At 68.0% G+C, this 18,169-nt stretch carries 14 protein-coding genes; 9 read left to right on the top strand and 5 right to left on the bottom strand.

Translation table 11 applies throughout. From position 1 onward, the window contains the following. Positions 1–389: 389 nt before the first annotated feature. The 3 genes from FHY06_RS17765 to FHY06_RS17755 all read right to left on the bottom strand — a co-directional run bounded on the left by FHY06_RS17765 (position 390) and on the right by FHY06_RS17755 (position 3,886). Entirely contained in the window at positions 390–2,261 is a 1,872-nt protein-coding gene (locus tag FHY06_RS17765) for a phosphoenolpyruvate carboxykinase (GTP) (RefSeq protein ID WP_184605915.1), read from the bottom strand. A 153-nt stretch (positions 2,262–2,414) separates the two neighbouring features. Further along, entirely contained in the window at positions 2,415–2,567 is a 153-nt protein-coding gene (locus FHY06_RS17760) for a hypothetical protein (RefSeq protein ID WP_019658467.1), read from the bottom strand. Positions 2,568–2,686: 119 nt separating this feature from the next. Continuing rightward, positions 2,687–3,886 (bottom strand): threonine ammonia-lyase, encoded by a 1,200-nt coding sequence (locus FHY06_RS17755; protein ID WP_184605914.1) that lies wholly within the window; start codon positions 3,884–3,886, stop codon positions 2,687–2,689. Between the two features lie 116 nt (positions 3,887–4,002). Between FHY06_RS17755 and FHY06_RS17750 the strand changes: the two genes are divergently transcribed. The 5 genes from FHY06_RS17750 (at position 4,003) to FHY06_RS17730 (ending at position 11,472) form a co-directional block, all read left to right on the top strand. After that, positions 4,003–6,327: an ATP-binding protein gene (locus tag FHY06_RS17750; protein WP_184605913.1), complete on the top strand. Its 2,325-nt coding sequence runs from the start codon at positions 4,003–4,005 to the stop codon at positions 6,325–6,327. Positions 6,328–6,413: 86 nt separating this feature from the next. After that, positions 6,414–8,054, top strand: a complete 1,641-nt coding sequence (locus FHY06_RS17745; protein WP_184605912.1) for a S41 family peptidase — start codon at positions 6,414–6,416, stop codon at positions 8,052–8,054. Positions 8,055–8,299: 245 nt separating this feature from the next. Further along, positions 8,300–9,508, top strand: a complete 1,209-nt coding sequence (locus FHY06_RS17740) for a nucleoside hydrolase (RefSeq protein WP_184605911.1) — start codon at positions 8,300–8,302, stop codon at positions 9,506–9,508. Between the two features lie 130 nt (positions 9,509–9,638). Beyond that, entirely contained in the window at positions 9,639–10,478 is an 840-nt protein-coding gene (locus FHY06_RS17735; protein ID WP_311733705.1) for an amidohydrolase family protein, read from the top strand. Then, entirely contained in the window at positions 10,468–11,472 is a 1,005-nt protein-coding gene (locus tag FHY06_RS17730) for a tripartite tricarboxylate transporter substrate binding protein (RefSeq protein ID WP_019658461.1), read from the top strand. The genes FHY06_RS17735 and FHY06_RS17730 overlap by 11 nt, the downstream gene beginning before the upstream one ends. A 19-nt stretch (positions 11,473–11,491) precedes the next feature. Here the strand turns inward: FHY06_RS17730 and FHY06_RS17725 are convergent, their stop codons facing one another. Next, positions 11,492–12,373 (bottom strand): LysR family transcriptional regulator, encoded by an 882-nt coding sequence (locus FHY06_RS17725; RefSeq protein ID WP_184605909.1) that lies wholly within the window; start codon positions 12,371–12,373, stop codon positions 11,492–11,494. A 31-nt stretch (positions 12,374–12,404) separates the two neighbouring features. Next, positions 12,405–14,297: a DNA helicase RecQ gene (gene recQ, locus FHY06_RS17720; RefSeq protein ID WP_019658459.1), complete on the bottom strand. Its 1,893-nt coding sequence runs from the start codon at positions 14,295–14,297 to the stop codon at positions 12,405–12,407. A 294-nt stretch (positions 14,298–14,591) separates the two neighbouring features. On the opposite strand from recQ, the gene FHY06_RS17715 reads away from it, so the two are divergent. From FHY06_RS17715 to hutC, 4 genes are all read left to right on the top strand, one after another. Then, the gene (locus tag FHY06_RS17715) at positions 14,592–15,563 is read left to right on the top strand and encodes an ABC transporter substrate-binding protein (protein ID WP_019658458.1); all 972 of its coding nucleotides are present in this window, start codon (positions 14,592–14,594) and stop codon (positions 15,561–15,563) included. Beyond that, positions 15,544–16,449 (top strand): ABC transporter permease, encoded by a 906-nt coding sequence (locus tag FHY06_RS17710; RefSeq protein ID WP_019658457.1) that lies wholly within the window; start codon positions 15,544–15,546, stop codon positions 16,447–16,449. The genes FHY06_RS17715 and FHY06_RS17710 overlap by 20 nt, the downstream gene beginning before the upstream one ends. A 124-nt stretch (positions 16,450–16,573) precedes the next feature. Then, positions 16,574–17,356 (top strand): ABC transporter ATP-binding protein, encoded by a 783-nt coding sequence (locus FHY06_RS17705; RefSeq protein WP_126184210.1) that lies wholly within the window; start codon positions 16,574–16,576, stop codon positions 17,354–17,356. A 10-nt stretch (positions 17,357–17,366) separates the two neighbouring features. Beyond that, positions 17,367–18,104 (top strand): histidine utilization transcriptional repressor HutC, encoded by a 738-nt coding sequence (gene hutC / locus FHY06_RS17700; RefSeq protein WP_019658455.1) that lies wholly within the window; start codon positions 17,367–17,369, stop codon positions 18,102–18,104. Positions 18,105–18,169: the final 65 nt, after the last annotated feature.

The following is an 18,169-nucleotide window of genomic DNA, read 5'->3' as shown; positions in this document are numbered from 1 at the left end:
ACGAACAGGCGCATCACCGGTTGCGCACAACCTCCGCCTCCACTTCGGCACCTCCCGCAGATACCAACTCCTCCAACATATCTCGGGCTAGCTGAGAGGCTAAATCCATCGGTGCCGAGTGCTAGCAATTGCGAAGAATCGAACCCTTTATCTGGCTGCACCTACGGCAATCAGCTCTCAAAGACACCATCCGCCAAGCAATCCAGTTCAATGTTGCCTTGATCGGATCGTCTCGAGACAGGCTGTCTGGCGCATCCAGGTATCCAGTCCGGCGTCTTTGAGGACAATAGATTGGCTGAATCGAGTTACTCCACTGAAAGCCCGCGGAAAATAAAAAAAAAGCCCGATGGACTCTCCATCGGGCTTTTTTGTTTTGAAGCAGGTGGTTATCAAGCAGCCAGGCGTTGCTCGATAGCCGCCTTCGTCTCCGGCAGCTCCTTCGGCAGATGGTGCTCCAGCTGCTTGAACAGCTCCGCATGCAGCTTCAGCTCAGCCCGCCAAGCCGCCTTGTCGATGCTGGTCACTGTGGCGAATTGCTCGGCGCTGAAGTTCAAACCAGTCCAGTTGAGGTCTTCGTAGCGCGGGCTGATGCCGGTGATGTGCTCCACGCCCTCGGTCTTGTTGCCTTCGACGCGATCGATCATCCACTTAAGAACGCGCATGTTCTCGCCATAGCCGGGCCAGACGAACTTGCCGTCGGCGCCCTTGCGGAACCAGTTGGTCGTGTAGATTTTCGGGAGCTTGGCGCCTGACGCCTCGAGCTTCATCCCCAGGTCGAGCCAGTGCTGGAAATAGTCGCTCATGTTGTAGCCCATGAAGGGCAGCATCGCGAAGGGATCGCGGCGCACGACGCCTTGCTGGCCAGCTGCGGCAGCAGTCGTCTCGGAGCCCATGGTCGCCGCCATGTAGACGCCCTCGACCCAGTTGCGGGCCTCGGTCACGAGCGGCACGGTGTTCGAGCGGCGTCCGCCGAAGATGAAAGCGTCGATGGTCACGCCCTTCGGGTCATCCCATGCCTCGTCGAGCGCGGGGTTGTTGGTCGCGGCGACCGTGAAGCGGGCATTCGGATGGGCCGCCTTCGCGCCGGTTTCCTTGGCGATCTGCGGCGTCCAGTCCTTGCCTTGCCAATCGATCAGGTGAGCCGGCAGTGCCTTGCCAGGCGCGTCCTGCTCCATGCCTTCCCACCAGACGTCGCCATCGTCCGTCAGTGCGACGTTCGTGAAGATCACACCCTGGTCCAGGCTGCGCATGCAGTTGGGGTTCGTCAGCATGTTGGTGCCCGGCGCAACGCCGAAGTAGCCGGCCTCCGGGTTGATCGCGCGCAGGGTGCCGTCGGCCTGCGGCTTGATCCAGGCGATGTCGTCGCCGATCGTCGTGACCTTCCAGCCTTCGAAGCCCGCCGGCGGAACCAGCATCGAGAAGTTGGTCTTGCCGCAGGCGCTGGGGAACGCTGCCGCCACGTGGTACTTCTTGCCTTCGGGATTCGTCACGCCCAGGATGAGCATGTGCTCGGCCAGCCAGCCTTCGTCGCGGCCCATGTTGGAGGCGATGCGCAGCGCGAAGCACTTCTTGCCCAGCAGCGCGTTGCCGCCGTAGCCGGAGCCATAGCTCCAGATCTCGCGCGTCTCGGGATAGTGGACGATGTACTTGGTCTTGTTGCAAGGCCAGGCCACGTCCTTCTGGCCAGCCTCGAGCGGGGCGCCCACGGTGTGCACGCAGGGCACGAATTCGCCGTCGGCGCCCAGCACGTCGTAAACGGCCTTGCCCATGCGGGTCATGATGCGCATGTTGACCGCGACGTAGGGCGAGTCGGAAAGCTCGATGCCGATGTGGGCGATCGGCGAGCCCAGCGGTCCCATGCTGAAGGGCACGACGTACATCGTGCGGCCCTTCATGCAGCCGTCGAACAGCGGCTGCAGGGTCGCGCGCATCTCGGCCGGGGCCATCCAGTTGTTGGTGGGGCCGGCGTTTTCCTTCTGCTCGGAGCAGATGTAGGTGCGGTCTTCCACGCGCGCCACGTCGCTCGGGTCAGACAGCGCGAGGAACGAGTTGGGCCGCTTGGCGGGGTTGAGCTTCTTGAAGGTACCTGCGTCGACCAGCTGCTGGCAGAGGCGGTCGTACTCTTCCTTGCTTCCGTCGCACCAGTGGATGGCTTCGGGTTTGCACAGCGCGGCCATGTCGGCCACCCAGGCGATCAGCTTTGCGTTCTTGACGTATGAGGGCGCCTGAATGGTGAGGCCCTTCATCGTGGGTGCGTTCATCGGAAAATCTCCTAAGTTGAAAAATCGTCTTTCCGAACGGGACGCCGTGCCGGCTCAGGCACGGAGGTCCGTTTGAGAAAACGTTTCGCTTCGGGAGATTGCGTCGGCGCGGGCCGCACCGCCCGCGGACAAAGGCGCTAACGCACGTCAGCTTCAGGCCATGTAGACGGCGATGGATGCCAGCAGCAGCATCAGCACGCCGCCGGCCAGCGGAAGCACCAGCGGCATCAGGTGAACGACCGACTCGACAGCGTCTTGTTCGACGGCCGCGCCATGGCTCGGCTCGACGGGAGTGGGATTGGACATCGGGAAATTCCTCGAATACGCAATTGACAAACTGATGGCATTTTACCGGCGGGCCGCCGGCAGCCGGTCTAGGGGGATGCGAGCCCCCGAATGGGGCATTCCGGGCTTGATCTTGCAGCTCAATGCTGCTCTTCGGCCTCGAACCCGGCGTCCTTCAGCGCGGCCAGCACGCTGGCCAGATGGGCGCGTCCACGGGTCTGCAGCACCAGCTCGACATCGACGTTCTGCGCCGCCAGCATGGTGAAGGCGCGCTGATGGTGAACCTCGTCGACGTTAGCGCCCGCTTCGGCCACAGTGGCCGTGATGTGGGCCAGCGAGCCCGGCACGTCGCGTGCGCTCACGCGGATGCGCGCCAGCCGCCCGGCCCGCACCATGCCTCGCTCGATGATGGCCGCCAAGAGCAGCGGATCGATGTTGCCCCCCGACAGCACCAGCCCCACCCGCTTGCCGCGGAAGCGCTCCGGGTGCCGGATCAGCGCGGCGAGCCCGGCGGCGCCCGCACCTTCGACCAGGGTCTTCTCGATCTCTAGCAGCATCAGCACGCCCTGCTCGATGTCGCCTTCGTCCACCAGCAGCAGGTCGTCGACCTTGCTCGCGATGATTTGCTGCGTCAGCACGCCGGGCGTACCGACCGCGATGCCTTCGGCGATGGTGCTCGAGCCCTGCGCGTGATGTGTACCCTTGACTGCGTTGACCATCGCCGGAAAGCGCGTGGTCTGCACGCCGACGATCTCGATGTCCGGCTTGCGTTCGCGCGCGGCCACCGCCATGCCAGCGATCAGCCCGCCGCCGCCGACCGACACCACCAGTGCGTCGAGATCGGGCACGGCATCGAGCATCTCCAGCGCCACGGTGCCCTGGCCGGCGATGATCGCTTCGTCGTCGTAGGGGTGCACGAAAGTCAGTCCCTCGCGCTGCGCATGCTCGAATGCATGGGTGCGGGCGGCTTCCAGCGTGTCGCCGTGCAGCACCACCTCTGCGCCGAAGCCGCGCGTGCGTTCGATCTTCACGCCTGGCGTGAACCGCGGCATCACGATCAGCGCCCGCAGCCCGAGGCGTTGCGCGTGATAGGCCACACCCTGCGCATGGTTGCCCGCAGACATGGCGATCACTCCGCGTGTACCGTTCTCGGAAAGATCGACCAGCTTGTTGCACGCCCCCCGCTCCTTGAACGAGGATGTGAACTGCAGGTTCTCGAATTTCAGGAACACCTGGGCGCCGACGATTTCCGAAAGGGTGCGTGATTCCACGCACGGCGTGTTGAGCACCTGCCCCTGGAGGCGCGCCGCGGCGCGTTCGATTTCCTGGATTCCGACCATGGCGCGCATTGTGGCTGGAATCGCAACCATCAGGGTTTTTCCCGTTTCACGGTCTTCCCGAAGCCAAAAGTCTGCGTTATGGTCTGTCCGAAATTGTCCTCGTTGGAGGTTGCCTGATGGCCAAGCGTGCGGGTGTCGATGTGGTGGCTGCTGCGGTACGCGGGCAGGCATTGCCGTCGCCCGGACTCAAGGAAGCCCCGGTGCTCGAGCTCATGTGCTCGCACTTCGTGCTCACGCTCGCTGCCAAGCAGGGCCCGCGCTTCAACGTGCGGCGCGACATCAACGGCCTGCTCTCGCTCACCGGGCGGCATCTCGTATGGCCCGCTGCCGTGCTCCAGCGGCTTCGCGAGTTCCTCGGACGGCGCTGCGCGGGCAATGAAGCCTGGAAGGGCGTCGAAGACCTCGACGGCCGCACGCTGCTGGAGCGCCACGGCGTGTGGCGCGGCCCATACGAGGAAGGCACGCTCTTCTTCTATCTCGACGAATACGCGAAAGACCAGCCGAAGGACCTGCTCTCGGTGCTGGCCGTCACGCGCGACTGGCTCACGCACGCGCTTCGCAAGCAGTCGACGCTGGTCGAGAAGAACATCGACGCGCTCGCGGGCCTGCTTCAGCTCAACAAGGCCGAGCGTGCGCTGCTGCTGTACGGCACGCTCGCCCGCTACCAGCGGGACCTGCGCTCGCTGCTGGTCGAATTCAAGGTCAACAACGCGCCCGAAGCCTACGCCGCCATCGCCGACATCGCCGGCGTGAGTGCGAGCGACGTGGGCGAGGCGCTGCGCGCGGGCTCCAGGCTCGAGCGCATCGGGCTGGTCGAGAACCTCATCTCCGAGCACAACATCACCGACCTCGCCGATCTCATGAAGGTCAGCGAGAAGCTCCCGCCGGTGCTCATGCGCGAGTACCGCGACCACAACGAGCTGATGGCCGTGTTCACGCGCCCCTCCGCCAAGAGCGCGCTCGCGCCGCAGGACTTCTCCTTCGTGCAGGAAGACGTGCAGATGCTCGTCACACTGCTGCGCGCGGCGGTCGCTCGCAAGGAGCCGGGCGTCAACGTGCTGCTCTACGGCCCGCCCGGCACCGGCAAGACCGAGCTCGCGAAGGTCGTGGCGCAGGCCGCAGGGCTCGAGCTCTTCGAGGTCGAGTACGCCGACCGCGACGGCAATTCGCTGAGCGGCCGCGACCGCTACCGCTCGCTGCAGATCGCGCAGGTGTTCCTCAAGGGCAGCGCGCAGGCCGCACTGCTGTTCGACGAGGTCGAGGACGTGTTCCCGCCCATCAGCACCGAGGCCGCGCAGTTCATGGCGCGCGCAGAGCAGATCCCCGCGCCCACCAGCGGCAGCGTGAGCGGCAAGGCCTGGGTCAACCAGATTCTCGAGGCCAATCCGGTGCCCACGCTGTGGGTCACCAACCGCATCGAGCAGATCGACCCGGCCTTCCGCCGCCGCTTCGCGTATCACCTCGAGCTCAAGTCGCCGCCGCCCGGCGCGCGCGAGCAGCTCGTGAAGAAGACGCTCGAAGGCGTCGTCGTGTCCGAGGCCTTCACCGCCAAGCTCGCGGAGCGCAAGGGGCTCACGCCCGCGCAGATCCGCACCGCTGTGCGCTTCGCCGGACTGGCCGGTGCCGAAGGCGCCTCGACGGAAGCGCTCATCGAGCGCCAGCTGCGCAATGCCGATCTGGCGCTCGGCACCGCCGACTCCGGCCGCGGCGAGCGCCGCAGCGTCACCACCTACGACCTCGACATGCTCAACGTCGAGACCCGCTTCGAGATCCCGCGGATCGTCAAGGCCTTGAAGGCGCGCGGCCACGGCTCGCTGTGCTTCTACGGCGCGCCCGGCACGGGCAAGACGGCGCTGGCGGAGCACATCGCCAAGGCGGTGGGCCGTCCGCTCATCGTGAAGCAGGCCAGCGACCTGATGAGCAAATACGTCGGCGAGACCGAGCAGAACATGGCCGCCATGTTCCGCGAGGCCGAGGCCGAGAAAGCCGTGCTGCTGCTCGACGAGGCCGACAGCTTCCTGCAGGACCGCCGCGGCGCGCAGCGCACCTACGAGGTCACCGAGGTCAACGAGATGCTGCAGGGCATGGAGCGCTTCAACGGCATCTTCGTCTGCACCACCAACCTGCTCGACCGGCTCGACCAGGCGGCGCTGAGGCGCTTCACCTTCAAGATCAAGTTCATGCCGCTCACGGCCGCGCAGCGCGAGCGCATGTTCGTCACCGAGGCGCTCGCCGGCGATGCCGCGCTCATGACGGCATCGATGCGCTCGCGGCTTGCGGCGCTGGGGCAGCTGTGCCCCGGCGATTTCGCGGCGGTGAAACGGCAGACCGATATCCTCGCGGTGGAGTTCTCCGCGAGCGAGTTCCTGGACCAGCTCGAAGCCGAGCATCGCATCAAGCCCGAAGTGCGCGAGTCGCGCGGCATGGGCTTCGTGCAGTAGCGGCACCTGTGGCGGCGTGCGCCGCCGCCGCGCAGAACGAGAACATCCGTCCGCCGGTGCGGACACGGACACGAGGAGGAGAACGCATGCTGGAGTCTCGCAAGATCGACGACGCGCGGCGGTTGCCGCGTCCTGGCGCATGGACCGCCGCCGGCGCCGTGCTCGCGGCGGCAGCCCTGCTGTCGGCCTGTGGGGGCGGCGGAGGAGGCGGGGGCGGCGGCGGCCTGCCGATCGGCCTGATCCCCGGCGCCACCACGACGCCCCCGCCTGCGAGCGGAGACGGCGGCAATGGCAGCGGTTCCGGCAGCGGCATCGTCGCCTCGGCCACGGTGGCCGGCCTGTGCGCATCGCCGCGCACCGGCATCAACCCCGAGACCGGCGGCGCGTACCCCGACCGCAGCGGCACGCTCGACAACGAGAAGAGCTGGGTGCGCGGCTGGATCGACGAAACCTACCTCTGGTACGGCGAAGTGCCCACCACCCTCAAGGCCGCCGACTACGCCACGCCCATCACCTGGTTCAACGTGCTCAAGACGACGGCCACCACGCCCTCGGGCCGCGCCAAGGACCGCTTCCACTTCACCTACGACACCGAGGCCTACCGCCAGCTCACGCAGGGCGGCGTCTCCGCCGGCTACGGCATGGAGACGGCCGCGATCCGCAGCTCGCCGCCGCGCGACATCCGCATCGCCCTCGTCGAGCCGGGCTCGCCGGCCGCCGGCAAGAACCTGGCACGCGGCGCGAAGATCCTTAACATCGACGGTGTCGACGTCGTCAACAGCACCGGCACGGCCAACGTCAACGCGATCAATGGGGCGCTGTCGCCCAAGGCCGTCGGCGAATCGCACACCTTCACCTTCGAGGTGAACGGCGTCGCGCAATCGCCGGTGCAGTTGACGGCCGCCAATGTCACCAGCGTGCCGGTGCAGAACGTGCAGGTCATCGACACCGGCAGCGGCCGTGTGGGCTACCTGCTGTTCAACGACCACATCACCACGTCGGAGTCGAAGCTGATCGATGCCGTCAACAGCTTCAAGCAGGGCGCCGGCATCCAGGACCTGGTGCTCGACATGCGCTACAACGGCGGCGGGCAGCTGCTCATCGCGAGCCGGCTGGCCTACATGATCGCCTCGCCGTCCGTGACCGCGGGCAAGACCTTCGAGCAGCTGGTGTTCAACGACAAGAACCCGTTCCGGCTCTCCGTCGCGCAGACCCTGACGCCCTTCGTCAGCACCAGCCGCAGCGGGCAGCCGCTGCCCACGCTGGGCCTGTCGCGCGTGACTGTGCTCACCGGCCCCGACACCTGCTCGGCGAGCGAGTCCGTCGTCAACAGCCTGCGCGGCGTGGGCGTCACCGTCAACCTCGTCGGCGGCACCACCTGCGGCAAGCCCTACGGCTTCTATCCGCAGGACAACTGCGGCACCACCTACTTCGCGATCCAGTTCAAGGGCGTGAACCAGCAGGGTTACGGTGACTACGGCGACGGCATGGCACCGAATGCCGGCTGCGTCGTGGCCGACGACTTCAACCACCAGCTCGGCGACAAGGCCGAGGCGCGCCTCGCTGCGGCGCTCGCGTTGCGCAGCTCGGGCTCATGCTCCGTCTCCGCCAAGACGACCGTCCAGGGCCTGGAGAAGGCGGCCGAGCCCGAAGCGGAGCAGCCCTATCTGCCGGGGCGCTCGCCGCTGCGCGAGAACAGGCTGATCGGCCTGCCCGATCCGGCCTGAGCCGCTCCCGAGCTGCCCGCCCACGAGCTGCTCTGCGCAGCCCCGAGCCGCTCTTGTTCTGAAAGGCGGCCCGGGCTCTCCTTCGGGCTCGCGGAAAACCCCTAGCGCCGGTGCTTGCCACCCCTGTCGCTCGCGCCGTAGAGTGGGTGAAACGTTTGCGCAAAGCTTTGCGCAAACGTTTGTATCTCGGAGCGGCAGGACTTGCCCCACCTGAGAACCAACTTCCTAGTACCAGGAGAGAGACGATGCGCAAATGGATCGGGGCGATGTTGATCGCCGTCATCACGACGTTGGCGGGCTGCGGAGGCGGCGGGAACGGAGGCTCGGGCATCGGCCTCGGCCCGGGCTGGGGCGGCGGCGGCGGGGGCGGAGGATCGGGAGGCGGCGGCGCCGGCCCGCAGAAGATCATCATCGACAGCGACTACAACACCATGAGCGACGACGGCCAGCTCGGCGTGATGGCCGCGCAGCTGCAGGCCGAGGGCAAGGTGCGCGTGATGGGCATCAGCGTGGTCTCGGGCAACCAGTGGCTGAAGCAGGGCGTGGCCGACGCGCTGATGTCGGTGGAGCGCCTGGGCGTGGGCGACCGCATCGGCATCTACTCGGGCGCGAACTACGCGCTGAACCACACCTATGCCGACGTCCAGGCCGAGATGGCCGCCGGTGCCGGCGGCGACGGCTACCTCGGCGCCTGGGGCGGCCCCGAGCCCAAGACCGACGCCGACCTCAAGCCCTCGCCGGACGGCTTCGCGAAGCACACGGTCGTGCAGCGCAAGACGGCGGTCGACTTCATCGTCGACACCGTGAAGGCCAACCCCGGCGAGATCACCATCCTGGCCATCGGCCCGCTCACCAACATCGCGCTCGCGGTGAAGCAGAACCCCGAGATCGTGCCGCTCATCAAGAAGATCATCTACATGGGCGGCGCCATCGACGTGCCCGGCAACACCACCAAGGCCGCCGAGTTCAACTGGTGGTTCGACCCCGATGCCGCGCAGTTCGTGGTGCGGCTGCCGATCCCGCAGGTGGTGGTGCCGCTGGACGTGACCGACACCGTGTTCCTCACCAAGCCCATCTACGACCGCATCGCCCACCCGGCCAAGCCCACGGCCGTGACCGACGTGTTCCAGAAGCTCAACGGCTACGGCTTCGACGGCAAGAACGGCTTCGAGACCAATCCGAACTACACGCAGAACATCTGGGACACGCTCACCCTGGCCTACCTGATCGATTCGAGCTATGCCACGCAGACGGTGGACCGCTACGTCGACGTGATCGCCAAGCCGGGCGCCGCCGACAACGGCCGCTCCATCGGCTATTCGTCGCAGCCGCCCGGCCCGACGCTGCAGAAGATGACCGTGGTGAAGAAGTTCGACAACGCGCGCTTCTTCGAGCTGTACGTCGACCTGCTGACGCGGCCGGTGCCCATCACGCTTCCCGTCACGGCGAACTGAACGGCGTCATAAGCCGCGCTTATCCAAACACAACCGGGAGACAGGTTCCCGGAAGGCGCCGTGCTCCGGATACTCGCCCACGTCCGCTTTGCGGCGGACGCACGAAGAATCCGACAGAGACAACGACGCAGTGCCTTCCGCTCCCATCACCGCCATCGACGGCCACGCCCACGTGTTCGTGCGCGGCCTGCCGCTTGCCGCGGCGCGGCGGCATGCACCCGACTACGACGCGACGCTGGCCGAATACCTCGCGCTGCTCGGCGCGCACGGCGTCTCGCACGGCGTGCTGGTGCAGCCCAGCTTCCTGGGCACCGACAACGGCTTCCTGATCGACGCGCTGCGCGCTGCCCCGGAGCGCCTGCGCGGCGTCGCGGTGGTCGATCCGTTCGTGGACGACGCCACGCTGCAGGCGATGGCCGAAGCCGGCGTCGTCGGCGTCCGCCTCAACATCGTGGGCATGCCGCTGCCCGATCTCGCCCGGCCCGACTGGCAACGGCTCTTCGCCCGCGTGAATGCGCTGGGCTGGCATGTGGAGCTGCATCGCGAATCGCGCGATCTCGCGCTGGCCGCGCAACCGGTGCTCGATGCCGGGTGCGCGCTGGTGGTCGACCATTTCGGCCGTCCCGCATCGGCACCCGCCGACGACGAAGGCTTCGCCTGGCTTCTGCGCGCCGCGGACTGCGGGCGCATCTGGGTCAAGCTCTCAGCCGCCTACCGCAACTGGCCCACGGCCACCGAAGCCCACGCGCGTGATGCCGCGCAGGCGCTGCTGAAGGCCTTCGGCGCCGGGCGCCTCGTGTGGGGCAGCGACTGGCCGCATACCCAGCACCGCGAGATCGCCGACTACACCGCCGCCCATGCAGCGCTGGCCGACTGGGTGCCCGACGCCGCCGAGCGCCGCCGCATCCTGGTCGACACGCCGGCGCGGCTTTTCAAGTTCAAGACAGGAGACATCACCGATGACCAATGAAATCACCCGCGAAATCACTCGAGCGAGGCTGCTGCGCGCCGTTCCGCTCGCACTCGCCGGTGCGGCCCTGCTGCTGGGCAGCCTGGGCGCGCACGCCCAGGCGTGGCCGTCCAAGCCCGTGCGGCTGGTCGTGAGCTATCCGCCCGGCGGCACCGTCGACGCGGTGGCGCGCATCATCGCGCCCAAGCTCTCGGCGAAGCTGGGCCAGCCGGTGGTGATCGACAACCGCGGCGGCGCGGGCGGCGCCATCGGCGGCGACCTCGTCGCCAAGAGCCCGGCCGACGGCTACACCGTGCTGCTCGACGCGTCCAACCACGCGCAGAACCCGGCGCTGCGCAAGATGCCCTTCGACACGCTGCGCGAGCTCGCGCCGGTGTCGCTGCTGGTGAGGGTGCCCAACGTGCTGGTGGTGAACCCGTCGGCGCCGTTCAAGAACGTCGCGGACCTGATCGCGCAGGCCAAGGCGAAGCCGGGCGCCATCAACTACGCCTCGTCGGGCAACGGCTCGGCGCAGCACCTGGCGGGCGAGCTGTTCGCATCGATGGCGGGCGTGCAGATGACGCACGTGGCCTACAAGGGCGGCGGTCCCGCGCTCACCGACGTGATGTCGGGGCATGTGCCGGTGTTCTTCGCGAGCCTGGCCTCCAGCATGCCCTTCATCAAGGACGGCAAGCTGCGCGCGCTCGCGGTCACCGGCAAGGCGCCTTCGCCCGCCTTGCCGCAGCTGCCCACGGTGGCCGAGGCCGGCCTGCCCGGCTACGAGGTCTACGAGTGGAACGCGGTGTTCGTGCCGGCCGGCACGCCCGCGCCGGTGGCGCAGCGCCTGTCGAAGGAGTTCGCCGCCGCGCTCAAGGACCCGGAAGTGCGCGGCCGGCTCGAAGCCCTGGGAGCGGAGGTGATCGGCTCGACGCCGGCCGAGCTCGACAGCTTCCGCCGTGCCGAGATCGCCAAGTGGACCAAGCTCGCCAAGGACAACAGGATCCAGCTGGACTGAGTGGGCTGAGGCCGCCGCCTCAGCCGCGCAGCATGGCGGCGAACGCGTCGGCGAAGGTGGGCCGCGAGCGCGCCAGCCACAGCGCCGAAAGCTCGAAGGCCGGGAGCCCCGCGCCGTCGCGCACTTCGGCATAGCGCACGCCCTCGTGCTGCAGCGCGCGCACCGAGCGCGGCAGCAGCGACCAGCCCAGCCCCGCGGCCACGCAGGAGAGCACGGTCAGCGTGCGGTTGGCGTCCTGCACCACGCGCGTCTCGTGGCCGGCGCGCCGCATCGCGCCCAGCAGCTGCGCGCGCAGTGCGGGGATCTGCTGCTCAGGGAACCAGACCATGCCGTGCCGCGCGACGTCGGCGAGCGACACGCAGCCGTCGTCATCCAGCGCCCAGGCGGCGGGCAGCGCGGCGATCAGCGGCTCCTCGCCCAGCCGCAGCTCGTGCACCCGGGCCGTGACCGACACCGGCGGATGCAGCAGCGCGATGTCGATGCGTCCGCCTTCGAGCGCCGCCACCTGCTCGGCATTGCTCATCTCGCGCAGCACCACGTCGAGCTGCGGATGTTCGGCGCGCAGCCGGCGCAGCGCGTTCGGCAGCACCTCGTAGACCGCATGCGTGACGAAGCCTATCGTGAGCCGTCCCGCGCGGCCCGCGCCCATCGCGCGTGCACGCTCGGTGGCCGCATCGCCGTAGGCCAGGCTGGCGCGCAGGTCGTCGATGACGGCCTGCCCCGCATCGGTGAGCGCGGCGCCGCGGCGCGTGCGCGTGAAGAGGAGCGTGCCGAGCTCCTTCTCGAGCCGGTTCAGCGTCTGCGTAAGCGCCGGCTGTGCCAGTCCCAGCCGCTCGGCCGCCTTCGTGAGGCTGCCCGCCTCGGCTATCGTGATCACGCAGCGCATCTGGCGGGTGTCCATCGCGGCGCCCCTTTTTCTGTTCTTCGGGCCGTCAGAAGTTCTCGCAGACGCGCAGCACCTCGCTGCCGTAGGCTTCGAGCTTCTTGGTGCCGATGCCGCTGATGCCCTGCAGGTCTTCGAGCGAGGCGGGCGCGCGCTCGGCGATGGCGGCCAGCGTGGCGTCGTGGAAGATCACGTAGGCCGGCAGGTTGTGTTCCTTCGCCACTTCGGCGCGCCATGCCTTGAGCGCGTCGAAGCGCTTGCGGCCCGCCTCGTCGAGCTTGGCCGCGGCCGGCGGCGGCGCGCCCTTGGCGGCCTTCTCGCGCCGGGGCTTGCGCTCCGCGGGCGACGACACCGATTCGCGCAGCGTCACCGGCGTCTCGCCCCTGAGCACGGCGCGCGAGCCCTCGGTGAGCTTCAGCGTGTTGAAGGCCTCGGCGTCCACCGCCAGCGCACCGGTGGCGATCAGCTGGCGCAGCACGCCGCGCAGCGCCACCTCGCTGAACTCGGCGCCGATGCCGAAGGTGCTGATGCGCTCGTGGCCGAACTGCTTGACCTTCTCGGTGCTCTTGCCGCGCAGGATGTCCATGATGTGCCCGGCGCCGAAGCTGATGCCGCTCAACTGCTGCACGCGGTAGATGGTGCTCAGCAGCTTGCGCGCGGCATCGGTGCCGTCCCACACCTGCGGCGGGTTCAGACAGTTGTCGCAGTTGCCGCAGGGCGTGCTCTTCTCGCCGAAGTAGCCCAGGAGGCGCACGCGCCGGCAGTCGCTGGCCTCGGCCAGCGAGAGCAGCGCGTCGAGCTTGCCGCGCATCACCTGCTTGAACTCCTCGCCGGCGGGGCTCTCGTCGATCATGCGGCGCTGGTTGACGACGTCCTGCAGGCCGTAGGCCATCCAGGCATCGGCGGGGCCGCCGTCGCGGCCGGCGCGGCCGGTCTCCTGGTAGTAGCCCTCGATGTTCTTGGGCATGTCGAGGTGGCCGACGAAGCGCACGTCGGGCTTGTCGATGCCCATGCCGAAGGCGATGGTCGCGACCATCACGATGCCTTCCTCGCGCAGGAAGCGGTCCTGGTGCTGCTGGCGCACCGCGGCGTCCAGGCCCGCGTGGTAGGGCAGGGCGTTGATGCCCGCGTCGCGCAATTGCACCGCCACGTCCTCCACCCGCTTGCGCGACTGGCAATAGACCACGCCCGCGTCGCCCTCGTGCTCGCGCTCGATGAAGCGCAGCAGCTGCGTGGTGGCGTCCTTCTTCTCGACGATGGTGTAGCGGATGTTCGGCCGGTCGAAGCTGGAGACGAACTGGCGCGCGTCCTCCAGCTGCAGCCGCTCGACGATGTCGGCCCGGGTGAGCGCGTCGGCCGTGGCGGTGAGCGCGATGCGCGGCACGCCCGCATAGCGCTCGTGCAGCACGGTGAGCGCGCGGTACTCGGGTCGGAAGTCGTGGCCCCACTGGCTCACGCAGTGCGCCTCGTCGATGGCGAAGAGCGAGAGCTTGCCGCGTTCCTTCAGCGAATCGAGCTGCGACAGGAAGCGCGGCGTGTTCACCCGCTCGGGCGCCGCGTACAGCAGCGTGATCTCGCCGCGCAGCATGCGGCGCTCGACGTCCTGCGTCTCTTCCCAGTCGAGCGTGGAGTTGAGGAAGGCCGCGCTCACGCCGGCCTCGTGCAGCGCACCCACCTGGTCGTGCATCAGCGCGATGAGCGGCGACACCACGATCGCCACGCCCTTGCCCGCGCGCTGCCGGGCGATGGCCGGGATCTGGTAGCACAGCGACTTGCCGCCGCCCGTGGGCATCAGCACCAGCGCATCGCCGCCGCCCACCACGTGGTCGACGATGTCCTGCTGGGCCCCCCGGAACTGCGCGTAGCCGAAGACCTCGTGGAGGATGTCGGAGGGGGCGCTGCTGCCGGAGATGTCGATGGGGCGGGGGGCGAGGGAAGACACAGGCGGCGGGCGGGGGAGGTCGGAAAAGAAGAGGGAGGAGGGCGGCCGTCGATTGTCCCCCAGTGCCGCCGATATGACTGTGGCACGAGCTTTGCAATGGTTGCCGCCGTCCTGCGCCCTTCTTGTCTAGACAGCAAAAAGGTGCATTTCCCAAGCAAATGCACCAGAAACGAGCTTTCGGGTTATCCTGTATATACAAGTTGGGGCGCCTGGCAACAATGCGAGGCGTGCGTGACCCGGCCATCGGGCGGCACCGCCGAGCCTTTCCCCCAAGAACAGACCCCAGGAGTACCCATGGTCAAGACGGTAGTTGTGAAGTTCGCCTCGCTGGTTGCAGCGGGCGCATGTGCGGCGGGCATGGCCGGAACGGCCGCCGCCCAGGATCTGACGAAGATCTCGCTCGGCATGTCCGGCTGGACCGGCTTCGCGCCGCTTTCGCTGGCGGACAAGGCCGGCATCTTCAAGAAGAACGGGCTCGACGTCGAACTCAAGATGATCCCGCAGAAGGACCGCCACCTCGCGCTGGCCTCCGGCGCCATCCAGTGCGCGGCCACCACCGTCGAGACGCACGTGGCCTGGAACGCCAACGGCGTGCCGATCGTGCAGATCTTCCAGATGGACAAGTCCTACGGCGCCGACGGCCTCGCGGTGCGCGGCGACATCGCCAAGTTCTCCGACCTCAAGGGCAAGACCATCGGCGTCGACGCGCCCGGCACCGCGCCCTACTTCGGCCTGGCCTGGATGCTCAGCAAGAACGGCATGTCGCTGAAGGACGTGAAGACCACCACGCTGTCGCCGCAGGCCTCGGCCCAGGCCTTCGTGGCCGGCCAGAACGACGCCGCCATGACCTACGAGCCCTACCTCTCGACGGTGCGCGCCAATCCCGCCGCCGGCAAGATCCTGGCCACCACGCTCGACTACCCGATGGTGATGGACACCGTCGGCTGTGCGCCCACCTGGCTCAAGGCCAATGCCAAGGCCGCCGCCGCGCTCACCAAGTCGTACTTCGACGCGCTGGACATGATCAAGGCCGAGCCCGAGAAGTCCAACGAACTCATGGGCTCCGCCGTGAAGCAGAGCGGCGAGCAGTTCGCCAAGTCGGCGGCCTTCCTGCGCTGGCAGGACAAGGCGGCCAACCAGAAGTTCTTCGCGGGCGAGCTCACCAGCTTCATGAAGGAGGCCACGCCCATCCTTCTGGAAGCCGGCGTGATCCGCAAGGCGCCGGAAGATTTCTCGGCCACCTTCGATGCAAGCTTCGTCAAGTAAGAACGTGGCCCAGATGCAGCAGATGCCTTCCGCCGCAGCGGTCGCGGCGCCTGCGCCGCAGCAGGCCGCCAAGGCCGCGGCGCCCGTCGCCGCGCCGGCCCGCCGCCGCGCGCTCGCGCCGCTGGAGCCCATCGGCACGCGAGCGCGCGTGCTGCTGGGGCTCGCGTTCTTCGTCGTCTTCGTGCTCGTGTGGGCCATCGCCACGCTCGGCGGCTTCGTGCCGCCGACCTTCCTCGCGAGCCCGCCGACCATGGTCAAGGAAGGCTGGCTGCTCTTCACCGAGTACGGCTTCATCGGCGACATCGGCATGACCGTGTGGCGCGTGTTCGGCGGCTTCCTGCTGGCGGCCGTGTTCGCGGTGCCGCTGGGCATCGCCATGGGCACCTGGAAGGCCGTGGAGGCCTTCTTCGAGCCCTTCGTCTCCTTCTGCCGCTACCTGCCGGCCTCGGCCTTCATCCCGCTTCTCATCCTGTGGGCGGGCCTGGGCGAGATGCAGAAGCTGCTGGTGATCTTCATCGGCTCCTTCTTCCAGATCGTGCTGATGGTGGCCGTCACCGTGGGCGGCGCGCGGCGCGACCTCGTGGAGGCCGCCTACACGCTGGGCGCCAGCAGCCGCGGCATCGTGGCGCGCGTGCTCATCCCGGGCGCCGCGCCAGGCATCGCCGAGACGCTGCGCCTCGTGCTCGGCTGGGCATGGACCTACGTGATCGTGGCGGAGCTGATCGGCTCCTCCTCGGGCATCGGCCACATGATCACCGACAGCCAGGCGCTGCTGAACACCGGCCAGATCATCTTCGGGATCATCGTGATCGGCGTCATCGGCCTGCTTTCGGACTTCGCCTTCAAGGCAATCAACCGCCGCTTGTTTGCATGGGCGTCACTATGAACAACCCCCAGTCTTCGCGCACTTCGTGTCGCTTCGCCAACCCCCTTGCAGGGGGCAGCGCCTGCGGCCCGGCAAAGCCGGTTCCGCGGCACTCCCCGAATGAATCGCAGACGAAGGACGCGCTGTGAGCAATCAGCTTTCCATCCAGGGCGTCTCGCGCGTCTTCACGGGCACCAAGGGCCAGCGCACGCAGGCGCTGCAGCCGATCGACTTCGAGGTGAAGGAGAACGACTTCGTCACCATCCTCGGCCCCTCGGGCTGCGGCAAGTCGACGCTGCTGCGCATCGTGGCGGGGCTCGACTTCCCGACCAGCGGCCAGGTGCTGCTCGACGGCCAGCGCATCGAGGGCCCCGGCGCCGACCGCGGCGTGGTGTTCCAGAGCTACACGCTCTTCCCGTGGCTCACCGTGGCGCAGAACATCCGCTTCGGCCTGCGCGAGCGCGGCATGAGCGAGGCCGACCAGAAGGAGCGCAGCGAGTTCTTCATCGCCAAGGTGGGCCTGCGCGGCTTCGAGAACCACTTCCCGAAGCAGCTCTCCGGCGGCATGCAGCAGCGCACCGCCATCGCGCGCGCGCTGGCCAACGACCCCAAGATGCTGCTGCTCGACGAGCCCTTCGGCGCGCTCGACAACCAGACCCGCGTGCTCATGCAGGAGCTGCTCTTGGGCATCTGGGAGTCGGCGCAGAAGACGGTGCTGTTCGTCACGCACGACATCGACGAGGCGATCTTCATGGCCAACCGCGTGGCGGTGTTCAGCGCGCGGCCCGGGCGCATCAAGACCGAGATCGCGGTCGACTTCCCGCACCCGCGCAGCTACACCATCAAGACCTCGCCGGAGTTCATGGAGATCAAGGCACGCCTGACCGAAGAGATCCGCGCCGAATCGATGGCCGCGGCGGAGCACTGACGAAGACACGATGAAACGCGACCTGCCGACCCTCGCGCTCTACGCGCAAGTCATGGATCACATCTCCCGCAAGATCCAGGACGGGACGTGGCCGCCCGGCCACCGCCTGCCGTCGGAGCACGAGCTGGTCGCGCAGTTCGGCATGGCGCGCATGACGGTGAACCGCGCGCTGCGCGAGCTGGTGGAGCAGGGTCGCATCGTGCGCGTGGCCGGCGTCGGCAGCTTCGTGGCGGAGAACAAGCCGCAGTCCACGCTGCTGCAGATCGCCAACATCGCCAGCGAGATCCGCCAGCGCGGGCACGACTACCGCTGCGAGATGATCGCGGTCGAGCGCCTCGCCGCCTCGACCGACGTGGCCGCGTGGCTCGACAAGCGCGCCGGCGACTCGGTGTTCCATAGCGTGTGCCTGCACCTGGAGAACGGCACGCCGGTGCAGCTGGAGGAGCGCTACGTCAACCCGCAGGTGGTGCCCGACTACCTCGAGCAGGATTTCACCGCGATGCCGCCCAGCGAGTACCTGGTGCGCAACGTGCCCTTCGACCAGATCGAGCACGTGGTCGACGCCGTGCTGCCCAACGCCGAGCAGGCCGAGCGCCTCGCGATGACGCCCACCGACCCCTGCCTGCTGCTGACGCGCCGCACCTGGTCGCGCAACGTTCCCGTGACGTGGGTGCGCTGCCTGCACCCCGGTTCGCGCTACAGCCTGGGCAGCCGTTTCAAGGCCGACGGCAACCCCAGCTTCGGCTGAAGCAATGAACTCTCTCCCAGTCTTCGCGCACTTCGCGTCGCTTTGCCGACCCCCTCGCCGGGGGG

Source organism: Variovorax atrisoli (genome assembly GCF_014195185.1).
Classification (GTDB): Bacteria; Pseudomonadota; Gammaproteobacteria; order Burkholderiales; family Burkholderiaceae_C; genus Variovorax; species Variovorax atrisoli.
Note: the sequence above shows the minus strand (reverse complement) of the source record. Positions and strands in the feature narration are given on the sequence as shown.